Genomic DNA, 16283 nt, shown 5'->3' on the forward strand with positions numbered 1-16283 from the left:
TGAGGTTCTTGACCTCGTCGTCGGGGATGCGCACGCCGAACTTGTCCTCGGCGTTGACCACGATCGTCATCATGGACAGCGAGTCGATGTCGAGGTCCTCGGTGAAGGACTTGTCCATCTGGACGGCATCGGTCTCGATGCCCGTCTCTTCGTTGACGATCTCGGCCAGACCCTCGAGGATCTCCTGCTCGTTCAGTGCCATCTGGCGGTGCTCCTTGTCCATCGGTGTTGTTGGGCTGACCCGGGATACCCGCCGGGCCGCGGGATTCTTGTCACGGCATGACCACCACTTGGGCGGCGTAGACCAGTCCGGCGCCGAAGCCGATCTGCAGGGCCAGCCCGCCGCTGCTGACCTCACCCTCGTCCAGCATCCGGGCCATCGCCAGCGGAACTGACGCGGCCGAGGTGTTGCCGGTCTCTGCGATGTCCTTGGCCACCGCAATCTCCGGGGGCAGCTTGAGGGTCTTGACCATGGCGTCGGTGATCCGCAGGTTGGCTTGGTGCGGCACGAAGGCGTCCAGGTCCTCGGAGGTGATCCCGCTGGCCTCGATGGTGCGGCGGGCCACCGGGGCCATCGAGAAGACGGCCCAGCGGAAGACCGACTGACCCTGCATCGCGAACGAGGGCCAGCTGATCGGCTCGGCACGATCCGGGTCTTCCATGGCCGGGCGCAGCTCGGTCCAGGACTGGCGCTGCGTGATCTTGTCCCAGTGCTCGCCGTCGGAGCCCCAGAGCGTCGGACCGATGCCGGGGAAGTCCGAAGGCCCCACGACCGCCGCCCCGGCACCATCACCAAAGATGAAGGCGGTGCCCCGGTCGGTCGGGTCGGTGAAGTCGGACAGCTTCTCGACGCCGACCACCAGGACGTGCCGGGCACTGCCTGCGCGGATCATGTCACTGGCCATGCCAATGCCGTAGCAGTAGCCCGCGCAGGCGGCGGAGAGGTCGACCGCGGCCGGGTCGGGGACGCCCAGCCGGACGGCGAGCATCGGGGCAGCGGCGGGCGTCTGGTAGGGGTGGCTGATCGTGGCCACCAGGATGACGTCGATGTCCTCGGCGGTGACCCCTGCCATGTCCATCGCGGCCAGACTGGCGTGCTCGGCCATGTCGATGACGGTCTCGTCCGCGGCTGCGAAGCGACGCTCCACGATGCCGGTCCGCTGCCGGATCCACTCGTCGGAAGAGTCGATGTGCCGGCAGATCTCCTCGTTGGTCACCACCCGCTCCGGCCGGTAGGCACCGATTCCGTGGATGCGCGCGTGCCGGGGTCCGTCCGGCACCTGCAGCTCTGGCCGCTTCCGCTGCGTGGCGGGTTGCGGCCCGGTGATCGTCGGGGCGCTGATCGGGCCGCTCATGGGGCTGCTCGTGGGGCTGCTCATGGGCTGTCCTCGGTGGGGTGAAGTCGCAGCACGGGCTGGCCGGGGTTGACCGGGTCCCCGGCCTCGACCAGCCACTCGATGACCTGCCCGCTGTAGGGCGCGTGGACCTCGTGAGTGTCTCGTCGAGTCGTGACGCTGGCCACGACCTGCCCGGCCCGCACGTGCGCCTCGGCGTCGACCTCAGGGGTCGGAGCGATCATGCCCTTGACGGGGGCCACGACCAGCCGCCAGGACGGGCTTTCGGTGGACTCCTCCAGGGGGGCGTGCTCGCGGATCATCCGGTGGGCGGCGTCGAGGTCGTCGGGGGTCTTCAGCGCCAGGATCTCGATGCCCGGCAGGGCCCGCTTGGCCAGGCCGGCCAGGGTGCCAGCAGGCGGAATCTCGATGAGCCCGGTCACGCCCAGGTCGGCGAAGGTCTGCATGCACAGGTCCCACCGCACGGGGTTGCGCACCTGGTTGACCAGCCGGCTCAGCACCTCCCGTCCGGACTGCACCACGCTGCCGTCGAAGTTGGAGACCAGCGGCGTGCGGGGGTCGTGCACGGAGATTGCTCTCGCGTATCTGGACAGGGTCTGCCCTGCGGGTGCCATGTGCTCGGTGTGGAAGGCGCCGGCGACGGGCAGCGGGATCACGCGCGCCTTGGCGGGCGGGTCGTCCCGCAGCGCCTGCAGCTGCTCGACGGTGCCTGCCGCCACCACCTGCCCCGCGCCGTTGGTGTTGGCGGCGGTCAGGCCGTGGCGCGCCAAGACCTGGGTCACCTCGTCGGGGTCGCCGCCCAGCACCGCGGACATCCCGGTGTCCCGCACGGCGCTGGCTGCCGCCATCCCCTTGCCCCGCTCGCGGACCAGCACCATCGCCTGCTCGGCGCTGAGCACCCCGGCCGCAGATGCGGCGGTGATCTCCCCCACCGAGTGACCCCCACCGGCTCCGACGGCCTGGAACCCGTCGGCCGGGTGGTCGAAGAGCGCGAGCAGCGAGATGAGACCGGAGCCCACGATGAGCGGCTGGGCGACGGCGGTGTCCTTGATGGTCTCGGCGTCGGAGGTGGTGCCGTGGGCGACCAGGTCCATCGAGGCGACCGCGGCCAGCCACTCCATCCGGTCCCGGAAGCCCGGAAGCTCCAACCAAGGGGAGAGGAATCCGGGTGTCTGGGAGCCCTGACCGGGCGCGACGATGACGAGCACACGCCCACTCTGCCGTGTCCCCGGAGCACCGCCCCTCAAGGATGGGCACGACATCTGCTGTTCACCTTTGTGGGGAACCTACAAAGCGCTCACCTCGTGGCTCCTCCCGACACAGCCTGGCGCCAGCCGCTCTGGGGCTGGTCGCCGACCCGTCCAAGGGCCAGGGCGACGCGAGCGACCCAGGCGTCGCGGGGATCGGTCAGGTCCAGGTGGACCGTCTCCTCGATGCGGCGCAGCCGGTAGCGCACGGTGTTGGGGTGCACGAACAGCAGCCGCCCGGTGGCCTCCAGCCCCCCACCCCCGTCGAGGAAGGCGGTGGCCGTCTCCAGCAGCGCGGAGCCGCGGTCACGCAGCTGCCGATAGACCCGATCCACGAGGGCTCGTCGGGCCGGTGCCTCGCCCAGCAGGGCCCGCTCAGCGAGCAGATCGTCCGCCGCCACCGGCCGGGGTGCCTGCGGCCAGGCCCGCACCGCATCCAGACCGGACAGCGCAGCGCGCGCGGAGCGACCCGCGGCATACAGGTGGGGGACCTGGGGTCCGACCACGATGGGCCCGGGGCCGAAGTGAGCCAGGAGCTTGGCCGCGTCGGCGACGGGGTCCGCGGTGCGGCCCAGCACACAGATCAAGCGCTGCCCCTGCACCGCGGTCAGCGCGTCCAGCCCGAGCTGACGAGCCGCGTGGCGCAGCGGCAGCACGACCCCCGTCACCTCGGAGGACCCGGCGGCGTGCCGGGCGGCCCCGGTGATCACCGCCACCTGGGTGACGTCGGACCAGCCCAGTTCGGCGGCTCGGCTGCGGAGCGTCTCATCCGCCTCGCCGCGCACCACGGCGTGCACCACCAGGGACTCCAGGCGGGCGTCCCAGGCTCCGCGGGACTCCGCCGCCGAGGCATAGATCTGGGCGGTGGTGAAGGCCACCTCGCGGGAGTAGCGCAGCACGGCCTCGCGCAGCGCCGCCTCGTTGCCGTCGGCGGCGAGCAGCCCCACGTGCTCCTCGACGGTGTCGACCGTGGTGCGCACCAGGTCGAGGGTCTGGCGCAGAGTGATCTTCTGGGCCAGCTCCCGCGGCGCCGTTCCGAAGATGTCCGAGGCCACGACCGGTGTCGGGTCGCCGCTGCGGAACCAGGCAAGGAAGGCCGAGATGCCGGCCTGGGCGACCAGGGAGACCCAGGACCTGTCTTCGGCCGACAGCTCGCGATACCACTCGAGGTCGCGCTCCATCCGTTGGGCAGCGGCAGTGGCTACCGCGCCAGCATGCCGGGCCGGCGCGTCCCGGGATGAGTCGATGCTCACCTGCTCAGCGTAGTTCGTCCGGCCACAGCCGGGAACCGTCCTGCTTTGTATGCCGTGCACAACGGCGCGCGAAGGGCCGACGGCGCCGCGCGTGTCATGCACGACCACCGCCACCGCCCTCACCCCCGCTGCCCTCGGGCAGACTGGGGCCGTGCAGGCGCGATCCGACGACCAGGCCCCGGCCCATGGAAGGGACAAGACGGCGGAGCCCCTTGTCATCGGACACCGCGGAGCCTCCGGCTACCGACCCGAGCACACGCTGGCCTCCTACGAGCTCGCCGCCCGGATGGGCGCGGACTGCATCGAGCCCGATGTGGTCTCCACCAAGGACGGGGTGCTCGTGGCCCGGCACGAAAACGAGATCTCCGGCACCACGGACGTCGCTGACCACGCGGAGTTCGCCGACCGGGAGACCACCAAGACCATCGACGGCCGAGAGATCACGGGATGGTTCACCGAGGACTTCACCCTCGCCGAGCTGAAGACGCTGCGGGCGGTCGAGCGGCTGCCCGACCTGCGCCAGGAGAACACCGTCTTCGACGGACGCTTCGAGGTCCCGACCCTGGCCGAGGTGCTCGAGCTGCGCGCACAGTTGGCCAAGGAGCTGAAGCGTGACCTGTGCGTGTACGTCGAGACCAAGCACCCCACCTACTTCGACTCCATCGGGCTGAGCCTTGAGCAGCCGCTTGCCGTGGCCCTCAAGGATGCACACCTGGACCGCAAGAACGCCCCCGTCTTCGTGCAGTCCTTCGAGCTGACCAACCTGCAGGAGCTGGACGACGACCTGCGCGTCAAGGTGCCGCTGGTCCTTCTGACCTCCACGGGCGCCCCCTACGACCTGGTGGCAGCCGGTGACCCCCGCACCTACGCCGACCTGGTCACCGCCGAGAGCCTGCTGGCGCTCAGGGACGACATCGAGGGCATCGGACCGAGCAAGTACCTGGTCATCCCGCTGGAGGCCGACGGCACCCTCGGGGAGCCGACCTCACTCGTCGACGACGCCCACGCGGCCGGCTTGGTCGTGCACCCCTACACCTTCCGCGCCGAGAACGTCTTCCTGCCCACCGACCTGCGCAGCAGCGAGGGCCCGGCCGACTTCGGCGATCTGCAGGCGGAGATCACCGCCTACCTCGAGGCCGGGATCGACGGGTTCTTCACCGATCAGCCCGACATCGGGGTCGCTGCCCGGGACGCGTTCGTCGCCGACAACTGACCGGCACACCGCCTCAGGCGTCGCCACCCGCCGTGCCGGAGGTGCCGGCGGTCACGTCGTCGATCCGGTACTTGGCGGCCGCGTCGAGCGGGACCTGAGGGTCCAGCTCGCCGCGGTCGGCCAGCATCTGCAGGGCCTTGACCGCCATGCAGGGACCGTCGATGCGGAAGAACCGGCGCGCTGCGGCCCGGGTGTCGGCGAAGCCGAAGCCGTCGGCACCCAGGGCGTAGTAGTCCTCCGGCACCCACGAGGCGATCTGATCCTGCACCTGCCGCATCCAGTCACTGGTGGCGATCACGGGCCCGGAGCCCTCGGAGAGCCGCCGGGTGACGTAGGGCACCCGGCGCTCGGCCTCGGGGTCCTCGAACGCCGCCTCGTCGCAGGCCATCGCCTCACGCCGCAGCTCGGTCCAGGAGGTCACCGACCACACGTCGGCGGACACCCCCCAGTCCTCGGTGAGCAGATGCTGGGCGTCCAGCGCCCACGGGACCCCGACTCCGGAGGAGAGCAGCCGCACGCACTTTCCGTCGCCGGAGCCACCGTCGTCGCTGTCCTTCGGTGGCTTGCCGGGGCTGATCAGGTGCATGCCCGCCAGGATTCCCTCGACGTCCACGTCCTCGGGCTCGGCCGGCTGCTGCATCGGCTCGTTGTAGACGGTCAGGTAGTACAGAACGTTCTCGGGATCCTCGCCGTACATCCGGCGCAGCCCGTCGCGGATGATGTGCGCGATCTCGTAGCCGTAGGCCGGGTCGTAGGAGACGACTCCGGGGTTGCTCGCGGCCAGCAGCAGCGAGTGCCCGTCGGCGTGCTGCAGCCCCTCGCCGGCCAGCGTGGTGCGCCCCGCCGTGGCGCCGATCATGAAGCCCCGGGCCAGCTGGTCGGTGGCTGCCCAGATGAAGTCGCCGGTGCGCTGGAAGCCGAACATCGAGTAGAAGACGTAGAACGGCACCATCGGCACGCCGTGTGTGTCGTAGGAGGTGCCGGCCGCGGTCAGCGCCGCGACCGATCCCGCCTCATTGATGCCGACGTGCAGGATCTGGCCGTCGGTCGACTCCTTGTAGGCCAGCATCAGGTCGGCGTCGACCGAGGTGTAGGTCTGGCCGTGCACGTTGTAGATCTTGGCGGTGGGGAAGAAGCTGTCCATGCCGAAGGTCCGCGCCTCGTCCGGGATGATCGGCACGATGTGCTTGCCGAACTCCTTGTCGCGCATCAGGTCCTTGAAGATCCGGACGAAGGCCATCGTGGTGGCCACGCCCTGCTTGGAGCCCTTCTTGGCCGCGGCATAGGCCTGGTCACCGGGCAGGCTCAGCGCCGTGCCGGCCTTCGGGCGACGCTCCGGCACGTAGCCGCCGAGCTCGCGACGCCGCTGCTGCAGGTACTGGAGCGCCTCGTCGTCCTCGCCCGGGTGGTAGTACGGCGGGGCGTAGGGGTCGGCCTCGAGCTGCTCGTCGCTGATCGGGATCTTCAGGCTGTCCCGGAAGCCCTTGAGGTCCTCCGGGGTCATCTTCTTCATCTGATGGGTGGCGTTGCGCCCGGCGAAGTGGCTGCCCAGGCTGTAACCCTTGATGGTGTGCGCCAGGACGACCGTCGGCTGGCCGGTGTGGTCGACGGCGGCCTTGTATGCCGCATACACCTTGCGGTAGTCGTGCCCGCCCCGCTTGAGCTTCCACCAGATGTCCTCGTCGGACCAGTCCTTGACCAGATCCTTGGTGCCGGGGTCGCGGCCGAAGAAGCTGTCCCGGATGAAGGCGCCGTCGTTGGCCCGGAAGGTCTGGAAGTCACCGTCGGGAGTGGTGTTCATCAGGTTGACCAGGGCGCCGGAGCGGTCGCTCTCGATGAGCGGGTCCCAGCCGCGGCCCCACAGGGTCTTGATGACGTTCCACCCCGCCCCGCGGAAGTAGGCCTCCAGCTCCTGGACGATCTTGCCGTTGCCGCGCACCGGCCCGTCGAGACGCTGCAGGTTGCAGTTGACCACGAAGGTCAGGTTGTCCAGCTCGTCGTTCGCCGCGACCTGGAGCAGACCCCGGGACTCCGGCTCGTCCATCTCGCCGTCACCGAGGAAGGCCCAGACGTGCTGGTCGGAGGTGTCCTTGAACCCGCGGTTGTGCAGGTACTTGTTGAACTGGGCCTGGTAGATCGCGTTCAGCGGCCCGATGCCCATCGACACCGTCGGGAACTGCCAGAACGAGGGCATGCTGCGCGGGTGCGGGTAGGAGGGCACCGCGCGCACGTCGCCGGTGTAGCTGTGTGACTTCTCCTGGCGGAAGCCGTTGAGGTCGTCCTCGCTGAGCCGCCCCTCCAGGTAGGCACGGGCATACATTCCGGGGGAGGCGTGGCCCTGGAAGAACACCTGGTCGCCACCGCCCTCGTGGTCCCGGCCCCGCCAGAAGTGGTTGTAGCCGACCTCGTAGAGGGTCGCCGCGGAGGCGTAGCTGGAGATGTGCCCACCGACGCCGATGTCGGGGTGCTGGGCTCGGGTCACCATGACTGCGGCGTTCCAGCGGATCCAGGCCCGGTAGCGACGCTCGACGTCCTCGTCGCCGGGGAATGCCGGCTCCTCGTCGGGGCTGATGGTGTTGACGTAGTCCGTGGTGGTCAGCGACGGGATGCCGATCTGGGTCTCCCGGGCCCGCTCCAGCAGCTTGAGCATCAGGAAGCGGGCGCGCCGGCGACCGCCGGCCTCCACGGCGCCGTCCAGCGATTGCAGCCACTCCTGCGTCTCCTCGGGATCGGTGTCCGGGATCTGACTGGGCAGACCGTTGAGGATGGTGCCGGATCCGGATCGCTGCTTCGCCACGGTGCGTCCTCTCGATTGCGCGTAACGCTTGACCTCGGATCAGTCTGTCACGATGTCTGTGGACAGGTCACCGGGGCGGACTGGGGCTGACGGATTAGGCTGTCCCCCAAAGCCCTGCGCAAGGGCTCTACAACGCGAGGTGGGTCTAGTTGTCTGGGCGCACCACAGGAGGAGGGAGCAGCACGTGGCAGACACCGACCGCGGCGTCCTCGCCGGACCGGTGAGCAAGCTAGGCTTCAGGCCCGGTCAGGTCGTGATCGAGTTCGGCTACGACGACGACGTCGACGAAGAGGTGCGCACGGCGGTCGAGGACACGGCCGGCGGCGCACTGGAGGACGAGGGCTACGACGGAGTGGTCGACGCCGTGCTGCTGTGGTGGCGGGACGGCGACGGCGATCTGACCGACGAGCTCGTCGATGCGCTGACCATGGTCGAGGACGGGGGCTTCATCGCCCTGCTCACGCCGGGGATGGGCCGCCGGGACCGGGTCGAGCCCTTCGACGTGGAGGAGGCCTGCAACACCTCGGGACTCAACCCCAGCGGCGCTGTGCCGATCCGCCGCGGCTGGGTGGCCCAGCGACTCGTGGGGCGCAAGTGAACGCCGCCCAGCCGGAGCAGCCGGCCTACGGAGCGGACAGCCCGCGGGTCGGGGATTCGGCGCCCGACTTCTCGCTCACCGACCAGTACGGCCAGCAGGTCACCCTGTCCGAGGTGACCCGCGACAGGCATGCCCTCCTGGTGTTCTTCCCCTTCGCATTCTCCAGTATCTGCACCGGCGAGCTGTTGGAGATCCAGCTCAACATCGACCGGTTCAGCAACGACGAGGTGCAGGTCTACGGCATCTCCTGCGACCCGGGCCCGTCGTTGAAGTGGTGGGCCGCCTACGAGGGCTATCGCTTCCCGCTGCTGTCCGACTTCTGGCCGCACGGCCAGGTGGCCGCGGCCTACGGAGTGCTCCTCGAAGCCGCCGGTATGCCGGTGCGGGGCACCTTCCTGGTGGACCGCGAGATGACGGTGCGGTGGTCGCTGGTCCACGGCCCCGGTGAGCAGCGCGACATCGGCGTGCTGCACGAGGCCGTGCGCGACCTGCACGCCACCGCCTGAGCACCCCGCGCGCACCGCTCCTTGGTTTCCGCGCCTGTGTGCACTGGCCGGCGCGGCAAGGCTCAGGTGGCACAATGTGCGGGTCGCCCGAGAGGGCGACGTGGAGGGGCCTGTAGCTCAGGTGGTAGAGCACCGCGTTTACACCGCGGTTGTCGTCGGTTCGAGCCCGGCCGGGCCCACGTGACATCGACCGACGGGGTGCCGCTGCGCGAGGTGGTCGCGGCCCTGGAGCGCCTCTACCCGCCCGACACGGCACAGTCCTGGGACCGGGTGGGCCTGGTGACCGGGGAGGGGGCCCAGCCCGTGCGGCGGGCGCTGCTCGCGGTGGACCCCACCTTGGCTGTCATCGCGGAGGCTCAGCGGCTCGGCGTCGACCTGATCATCACCCACCACCCGTTGCTGCTCAAGGGTGTCCACGCGGTGACGCCCGACACCGCCAAGGGCGCCGCCCTCACGTCCTTGATCCGCTCGGGAACCGCACTCTACTGCGCACACACCAACGCCGACGTCGCCGAGCCCGGGGTGGGTCAGGCCCTGGCCGCCGCCTGCGGTCTGGCGCAGACCCGGCCGCTGCAGGTGAGCGAGGGAGTGGAGCTGGGCCGGGTGGGCGACCTCGGCGAGCCGGTGAGCCTGGCCGACTTCGCTGCCCGGCTCGCCGCCGAGCTGCCCCCCACCGCCGCGGGAGTCCGGGTGAGCGGTCCGCCGGACGGCCGGGTCCGGCGGGTCGCCGTCCTCGGTGGCGCGGGCGACTCGGCGTTCGAGGCCGTGCGCCGCAGCGGCGCAGACGTCTACGTCACCGCCGACCTGCGGCACCACCCGGCGCTGGAGGCGCGAGAGGAGGCGCGGGCGAGCGCGGGCACCGCATACGGCACGCCGTTCCTCATCGACGCCGGCCACTTCGCGAGCGAGTGGCTGTGGCTGCCCAGCCTCGCGCAGCGGCTGCGGCAGGAGCTCGGCTCTCCGGGCGATAGGTTGGACCTCCCGATCTCGTCCGTGCGCACCGACCCCTGGGACTTCGTCGTCGGCGCGTCCCGGACACCCTGACCGTGGCCCGACCGTCCCGTCTGCGAGGTATGCCGTGAAAGCCGACCCGACCCGTCAGCTCCGCCTGCTCGAGCTGCAGTCTCTCGACACCACCTTGACCCAGCTCAACCACCGGGCCAAGAGCCTGCCCGAGCACGCCGAGATCGCTTCGCTCCGCACCGCGCTGGAGGAGCTGGACTCCGCGGTGGTGCGCACCAGCACCGAGCGGGGCGACCTGCAGCGCGAGGTCCGCAAGGCCGACAACGACGTGCAGCTGGTGCGGGACCGCGCCGAGCGGGACCGCAAGCGGCTCGAGGCAGGAGTGGGCAGCGCCAAGGACCTGCAGGGCCTGCAGCACGAGCTGGAGTCACTGGCCCGGCGTCAGGCGGTGCTGGAGGACGCCGAGCTGGAGGTGATGGAGCGGGCGGAGACTGCCGAGTCCGCCGCCGAGCAGGCACAGGAGCAGCACATGCAGACCGAGCAGCGGCTCGCGGAGCTGCAGTCCCGGCGCGAGGCTCTGATCGCGGACCTCGAGAGTCAGCGGGCCGAGGTCGCCTCCGGTCGGGCCGAGCTCGTGGAGGCCGTGGGTGCGGACCTCGTGGCGCTCTACGACCGGATCCGCGCGCACAGTGGCACGGCCGCCGCGGCGTTGGTCCGGCGCTCCTGCGGCGGCTGCAACATGGAGCTCGGCGCAGTCGAGCTCGGCCGGATCGCCGAGGCCGACGACGACGAGGTGCTGCGCTGCGAGGACTGCGGCCGGATCCTGGTGCGCACCCCCGAGTCCGGGGTCTGAGCGTGCCGCGCGCGCTGCTGGTCGAGGCGGACGGAGGCTCGCGGGGCAACCCAGGGGTCGCCGGCTACGGCGCGCTGGTCCGTGACGCCACCACCGGCGCGCTGCTCGCCGAGCGAGCGGCCCCTCTGGGGCGGGCCTCCAACAACGTCGCCGAGTACTCCGGGCTGATCGCCGGTCTGCAGGCCGTGCTCGACCTGGAGCTGGCCGGGGACGCCGAGGTCACCGTCCGGATGGACTCCAAGCTCGTCGTCGAGCAGATGGCCGGGCGGTGGAAGGTCAAGCACCAGGACATGCGACGACTGGCGCTGCAGGCCCGCGACCTGGTGCGTCAGGTCGAGTGGGCGGGCGGGCAGGTGGACTTCAGGTGGATCCCCCGGGCCGACAACGCCGCCGCTGACGCTTTGAGCAACGACGGCATGGACGGGCACACGGTCCGCCGCGACCACGGGGGCGCCCCGGCCGACCCGGACGCCCCGGCGTTCGGCGAGGGCTGGGCACCGGTCGCCGAGGTCGTGCTCTCCACCGAGACCACGCCGACGCTGGAGGGCTCGTGCCGTGTGGTCCTGGTCCGGCACGGGGTCACCGAGTTCACCCTCGCCCGGCGGTTGGACGGCCGCGGCGGCGCCGACCCTGAGCTGGCCGAGCTCGGTCTGGAGCAGGCCCGCGCGGCCGCCGGCGCCGTCCGTGACCTGCTCGCCCGGTCCGAGCCCGGCCCGGTCACCGTCCTGACCTCGGCACTGACCCGCGCTCAGCAGACCGGCGCCGAGATCGCCGCGGCCCTCGGGGTCGAGCCTTCGGTGGATGCCGACTGGGACGAGCAGAGCTTCGGCGACTGGGACGGCGCCGCCATGTCGGAGCTGGCGCAGGGGCACCGCGACGAGCTGGTCCGGCTGCGCTCGGACCCCGACTACGCCCGGCCGGGTGGGGAGAGTCACCGGCAGCTCGCCGCCCGGGTGTCCGACGCGTTCGCCCGGGCCGTTGCCCGCGGCGGGACGGTCGTGGTGGCCAGTCACCGCAAACCCCTGATGTGCGTGCTGGCGCAGGTGCTCGGGATCGACCACGAGCGGATCTGGTCGATCGCCACCGCCCCCACGTCGCTGACGGCGCTCGAGGTCTGGCCGGACGGTGGGGTGCAGGTCGCCTTCGTCAACGACGTCCACCACCTGCAGGGGCTGGAGACAGCGTGACGACGCCGCCCACCTCGCCCGAGCCGTGCTCGGTCGATCCTGCCGGGCGGGGCTTCGGCCTGATCCACGAGGTGCAGATCGAGCACGCGGCCGCATTCGCGGCCAACCGGACCAACTGGGATGACCGGGCCAAGGTCCACGCCGCCAGCCAGACCTACGACCTGGAGGGTCTCATCGCGGACCCGCATCGGGTCTCCGACGTGGTCGCGCATGACCTCCCGGTGCTCACCGCATACCTGCCCGGCGGGTCGCTGGACGGACTGGACCTGGTGCACCTGCAGTGCCACATCGGGACCGACACCCTGTCGATGGCCCGGCAGGGGGCGCGGGTGACGGGTGTCGACAACTCGACGGCAAGTCTGGACGTCGCCCGGGAGCTGGCCGGGCGGGCAGGCGCCGACATCCGGTATGTCGAGTGTGACGTGACCGAGGCGGCGACCGCGGTCGAGGAGCAGGTCGACGTGGTCTACACCTCGATCGGCACCATCTGCTGGGTCCGCGACCTCACCGCGTGGGCGAGAACGATCGCCGGGCTGCTGCGGCCCGGCGGCGTGTTCTACTTCCGCGACTCCCACCCGATGCTGGCCACCCTGGACGACCTGGACCCCACCGACGTCCGGGTGCTGCACCGCTACTTCGGTGGTGATGTGACGTTGCACATCGACAACGAAGGGACCTGCACCGACGGTGACCCCTCCCTGATCGAGCACACCCACAGCTACGAGTGGCACTATGCCATGTCGGAGACCGTGCAGTCGCTGCTGGACGCCGGTCTGCGGCTGCGCCTGATGGCGGAGGGACGCACCCTGGACTGGCAGGCGTTGGCGCAGATGGTGCCCGAGGGCGCCGACTGGGTCCTGCCCGCGCCGTGGGCCGACCGGGTTCCGCTGAGCTACACCCTGATCGCGACGAAGGACTGAGAGCTGATGCGCTACGCCGAATCGATCATCGACCTCGTGGGGGACACCCCGCTGGTCCGGCTCACCCGGGTCACCGAGGGCATCGAGGCCACAGTGCTGGCCAAGATCGAGTACCTCAACCCCGGCGGCTCGGTCAAGGACCGGATCGCGGTGCGGATGATCGACGCAGCGGAAGCGGACGGGCTGCTCGGACCCGGTGGCACCATCGTCGAGCCGACCAGCGGCAACACCGGCGTCGGGCTGGCCCTGGTCGCCCAGCAACGCGGCTACCGGTGTGTCTTCGTGTGCCCCGACAAGGTGGGGACCGACAAGATCAACGTGCTGCGCGCCTACGGCGCCGAGGTCGTGGTCTGCCCCACCTCGGTGCCGCCGGACCACCCTGACTCCTACTACAGCGTCAGTGACCGGCTGACCCGCGAGATCGAGGGGGCGTTCAAGCCCAACCAGTACGAGAACCCGCAGGGTCCGCGCAGTCACTACGAGACCACCGGCCCCGAGATCTGGGCGGACACCGAGGGCAAGATCACGCACTTCGTGACCGGCGTCGGCACCGGGGGCACCATCACCGGCACCGGGCGCTACCTCAAGGAGGTCTCCGAGGGCGGGGTGCGGATAGTCGGCGCCGACCCCGTCGGCTCCGTCTACTCCGGCGGCACCGGACGGCCCTACCTGGTCGAGGGTGTCGGCGAGGACATGTGGCCCGGTGCCTACGACCCGTCGGTGCCGGACGAGATCATCGCGGTCACCGACGCCGACTCGTTCGCGATGACCCGCCGGCTCGCCCGCGAGGAGGGACTGCTGGTCGGCGGGTCCTGCGGGATGGCGACCGTCGCGGCGCTGCGCGCCGCGCGCGAGCTCGGCCCCGACGACGTGGTCGTGGTCCTGCTGCCCGATGGCGGCCGGGGCTACCTGGGCAAGATCTTCAACGACTCCTGGATGCGCAGCTACGGCTTCCTGCCCGGTGCGCAGGAAAAGACTGTGCACGACGTGATCAGCTCGAAGACCGGCGATCTGCCGGCGTTGGTCCACGCGCACCCCACCGACACGGTCCGCGAGGCGATCTCGATGATGGCGGAGTATGCCGTCTCTCAGCTGCTCGTGCTGGGCGCCGAGCCGCCGGTGATGATGGGTGAGGTCGTGGGGGCGCTCAACGAGCGTGACCTGCTCGACGCCGTGTTCAACGGCAAGGTGCAGATGAGCGACACCGTCGCCGACGTCGTGGGCCCGCCGCTCCCGTTGATCGGCTCGGGGGAGGCCGTCCACGACGCGTGGGAAGCACTCGGGGGGTCGGATGCGTTGGTGGTGACGGACGACGGGCGGCCGGTGGCCGTCCTGACCCGCCCCGACCTGCTCACCTTCCTCTCGGAGTGATCTGCTGACATGACCGGATTCGCCACGCGTGCCATCCACGCCGGCCAGGAGTTCGACCCCACCACGGGGGCCGTCATCCCGCCGGTCTACCAGACCTCCACCTTCGTGCAGGAGCACGTCGGTGGGTTGCGCAAGGGCTATGAGTACGCCCGCGGCACCAACCCCACGCGCGACGCGCTGCAGACGCTGATCGCCGACCTGGAGGGCGGCTCGCACGGACTGTCCTTCGCCTACGGCCTCGCGGCCGAGGACGCGGTGCTGCGTGGGCTGCTGCGCCCCGGCGACCACGTGCTGATGGGCAACGACGTCTACGGCGGCACGCACCGGCTGGCCAACCGCATCCTGGCGCCGTGGGGAGTGCAGCTGAGCACGGTGGAGATGTCCGACGTCGACGCGGTGGCTGAGGCGATCCGGCCCGAGACGCGGGTGCTGTGGTTGGAGACGCCGAGCAACCCGTTGATGAAGATCACCGACATCGAGGCGGTGGCCGTCCTCGGGCACGAGCACGACACGACCGTGGTGGTCGACAACACCTTCGCGTCCCCGGCGCTGCAGACCCCCCTGGCCCTCGGCGCCGACCTGGTCGTGCACTCGGCCACGAAGTACCTCGGTGGCCACTCCGACGTCCTGGGGGGACTGGTCGCCACGAGCGACGCCCGGATCGCCGAGCAGGTCGGCTTCCTGCAGTTCGCGGCCGGCGGCGTCTCCGCACCGTGGGAGGTGTTCCTCACCATCCGTGGCATCAAGACCCTGCAGATCCGGATGGCGCGGCACAGCGACAACGCCGAGGCGGTGGCCAAGGAGCTGGTCGACCATCCTGCGGTGGAGGCCGTCTACTATCCCGGCCTTCCCGAGCACCCCGGGCACGAGGTGGCCGCGCGGCAGATGCGCCGGTTCGGCGGCATGGTCTCCTTCGCGCTGCGCGGCGGCGCCCCGGCGGCGCGGATCTTTGCGGAGTCGACGTCGGTCTTCCAGCTCGCCGAGTCCCTCGGCGGGGTCGAGTCGCTGGTCAACTACCCGGCCGAGATGACGCACGCCTCGGTGCGCGGCACCGAGCTGGAAGTGCCCGACAACATCATCCGGCTCTCGGTCGGCATCGAGGACCCGGACGACCTGGTGGCCGACGTGCAGACCGCCCTGCGCCGTCTCACCTCCTGAGGCGTCCTGCACATCGCGCGGCCGCACGCGCATTGCGCCGCTTCCCGACACGGCGCGATGCGCACAATCCCGCGCGATGTTGCTCAGGAGGTGCCGTCCAGCATCCGGTGCTCAGGCGGTGGCCTCCAGGACCCATGGCGCACGAGGCGAGCTGGGCTCCTGCAGGGTCACCCCGAACCTCGGCTTCAGCGATTCCGCCAGAGCATGCGGGGTGCGCGGGTCGGCAGGGCTCTCACACAGGGCACGGGCGAGCAGTCCCCTCGTGTGCTTGGCCATGTGCGTGGCCCCCGGCACGCGCACGGCCACCCAGCGCTGGGTGAGGTCGTCCTGCGGAGCCCAGGCGGCGGCATACGTGCTTGAGCGGCAGTCGACCACCAGACCGCGCCCGACCAGTCCCGGCAGCACCGCGGCCAGCGGTGTGCGCCAGTGCGCGACCAGCGGCCCCACGCCCGGAAGGTTGACGCCCATGGACAGCCGGTAGGGCGGGATGCGGTCGCTCAGCCGCACCGCACCGAACAGTGCCGAGATCACTACGACCCGCCGGTGCGCCCGTCGCCGGGCCATCGGGTCCAAGCCGGCCAGGCCGAGCGCGTCGTAGAGCACCCCGGTGTAGAGCGCCGAGGCGGGCAGAGCGGGCGCCGAGTCCAGCCTGGTGTTGCGGGCGATCTCCGCGGTGAGGTTCGGGCTGACACCCAGCACCTTCGCCGCGTCCGACCTCCGGCTGACCTCGCTCAGGGCCTCCACCACCTCAGCCCGAGCGGGACCGAGCGAGGGCATGGCCAGGGACTCCGGCTGCCAGCTGCGGCCACGAGTGCGGTCGGTCTTGGTCTCCGAGGGGGGCAGCAGGATCAGCACCGGGGCA

The 16283-nt window shown here is 70.8% G+C and carries 15 protein-coding genes and 1 tRNA gene; 10 read left to right on the forward strand and 6 right to left on the reverse strand.

Features of this window, described 5'->3' with window-relative positions; translation table 11 throughout:
• The 4 genes from ACR2FV_RS12195 to ACR2FV_RS12210 form a co-directional block, all read right to left on the reverse strand.
• On the reverse strand, window positions 1-202 hold a 202-nt coding region (locus ACR2FV_RS12195), incomplete at its 3' end, for an acyl carrier protein (RefSeq protein ID WP_434015965.1).
• 70 nt (window positions 203-272) lie between these two features.
• Window positions 273-1379: a beta-ketoacyl-ACP synthase III gene (locus ACR2FV_RS12200; protein ID WP_434015966.1), complete on the reverse strand. Its 1107-nt coding sequence runs from the start codon at window positions 1377-1379 to the stop codon at window positions 273-275.
• The gene (locus ACR2FV_RS12205; RefSeq protein ID WP_434015967.1) at window positions 1376-2563 is read right to left on the reverse strand and encodes an acyltransferase domain-containing protein; all 1188 of its coding nucleotides are present in this window, start codon (window positions 2561-2563) and stop codon (window positions 1376-1378) included. The genes ACR2FV_RS12200 and ACR2FV_RS12205 overlap by 4 nt, the downstream gene beginning before the upstream one ends.
• Window positions 2564-2652: 89 nt before the next feature.
• On the reverse strand, window positions 2653-3855 hold the full coding sequence (locus ACR2FV_RS12210; protein ID WP_434015968.1) for a PucR family transcriptional regulator: 1203 nt from the start codon (window positions 3853-3855) through the stop codon (window positions 2653-2655).
• A gap of 151 nt (window positions 3856-4006) precedes the next feature.
• Here ACR2FV_RS12210 and ACR2FV_RS12215 point away from each other — a divergent pair, with 151 nt between their 5' ends.
• Window positions 4007-5068 (forward strand): glycerophosphodiester phosphodiesterase, encoded by a 1062-nt coding sequence (locus tag ACR2FV_RS12215; RefSeq protein WP_434015969.1) that lies wholly within the window; start codon window positions 4007-4009, stop codon window positions 5066-5068.
• A 13-nt stretch (window positions 5069-5081) separates the two neighbouring features.
• Here the strand turns inward: ACR2FV_RS12215 and aceE are convergent, their stop codons facing one another.
• Entirely contained in the window at window positions 5082-7865 is a 2784-nt protein-coding gene (gene aceE / locus ACR2FV_RS12220) for a pyruvate dehydrogenase (acetyl-transferring), homodimeric type (protein WP_434015970.1), read from the reverse strand.
• Window positions 7866-8049: 184 nt separating this feature from the next.
• Here aceE and ACR2FV_RS12225 point away from each other — a divergent pair, with 184 nt between their 5' ends.
• The 9 genes from ACR2FV_RS12225 to ACR2FV_RS12265 all read left to right on the forward strand — a co-directional run bounded on the left by ACR2FV_RS12225 (window position 8050) and on the right by ACR2FV_RS12265 (window position 15421).
• Entirely contained in the window at window positions 8050-8463 is a 414-nt protein-coding gene (locus tag ACR2FV_RS12225; RefSeq protein WP_434015971.1) for a DUF3052 domain-containing protein, read from the forward strand.
• Complete coding sequence (locus ACR2FV_RS12230) at window positions 8460-8969, forward strand: peroxiredoxin (protein ID WP_434015972.1); 510 nt, start codon at window positions 8460-8462, stop codon at window positions 8967-8969. Before ACR2FV_RS12225 ends, ACR2FV_RS12230 begins: the two co-directional genes overlap by 4 nt.
• A 106-nt stretch (window positions 8970-9075) precedes the next feature.
• Window positions 9076-9148 (forward strand) — tRNA-Val (locus ACR2FV_RS12235).
• A 1-nt stretch (window position 9149) separates the two neighbouring features.
• Complete coding sequence (locus tag ACR2FV_RS12240) at window positions 9150-10013, forward strand: Nif3-like dinuclear metal center hexameric protein (RefSeq protein ID WP_434015973.1); 864 nt, start codon at window positions 9150-9152, stop codon at window positions 10011-10013.
• 34 nt (window positions 10014-10047) lie between these two features.
• Window positions 10048-10785: a zinc ribbon domain-containing protein gene (locus ACR2FV_RS12245; protein WP_434015974.1), complete on the forward strand. Its 738-nt coding sequence runs from the start codon at window positions 10048-10050 to the stop codon at window positions 10783-10785.
• Between the two features lie 2 nt (window positions 10786-10787).
• Entirely contained in the window at window positions 10788-11972 is a 1185-nt protein-coding gene (locus tag ACR2FV_RS12250) for a bifunctional RNase H/acid phosphatase (RefSeq protein ID WP_434015975.1), read from the forward strand.
• Window positions 11969-12892 carry a class I SAM-dependent methyltransferase gene (locus ACR2FV_RS12255; protein WP_434015976.1) on the forward strand — a complete coding sequence of 308 codons (924 nt, stop codon included), beginning with the start codon at window positions 11969-11971 and terminating at the stop codon, window positions 12890-12892. Before ACR2FV_RS12250 ends, ACR2FV_RS12255 begins: the two co-directional genes overlap by 4 nt.
• A 6-nt stretch (window positions 12893-12898) precedes the next feature.
• On the forward strand, window positions 12899-14263 hold the full coding sequence (locus ACR2FV_RS12260; protein WP_434015977.1) for a cystathionine beta-synthase: 1365 nt from the start codon (window positions 12899-12901) through the stop codon (window positions 14261-14263).
• A 9-nt stretch (window positions 14264-14272) separates the two neighbouring features.
• Window positions 14273-15421: a cystathionine gamma-synthase gene (locus ACR2FV_RS12265; protein WP_434015978.1), complete on the forward strand. Its 1149-nt coding sequence runs from the start codon at window positions 14273-14275 to the stop codon at window positions 15419-15421.
• Window positions 15422-15532: 111 nt separating this feature from the next.
• Here the strand turns inward: ACR2FV_RS12265 and ACR2FV_RS12270 are convergent, their stop codons facing one another.
• Window positions 15533-16276, reverse strand: a complete 744-nt coding sequence (locus tag ACR2FV_RS12270) for a YaaA family protein (protein ID WP_434015979.1) — start codon at window positions 16274-16276, stop codon at window positions 15533-15535.
• Window positions 16277-16283 lie beyond the last annotated feature (7 nt).

This window comes from Ornithinimicrobium sp. (genome assembly GCF_051004135.1).
Lineage (GTDB): Bacteria > Actinomycetota > Actinomycetes > Actinomycetales > Dermatophilaceae > Ornithinicoccus.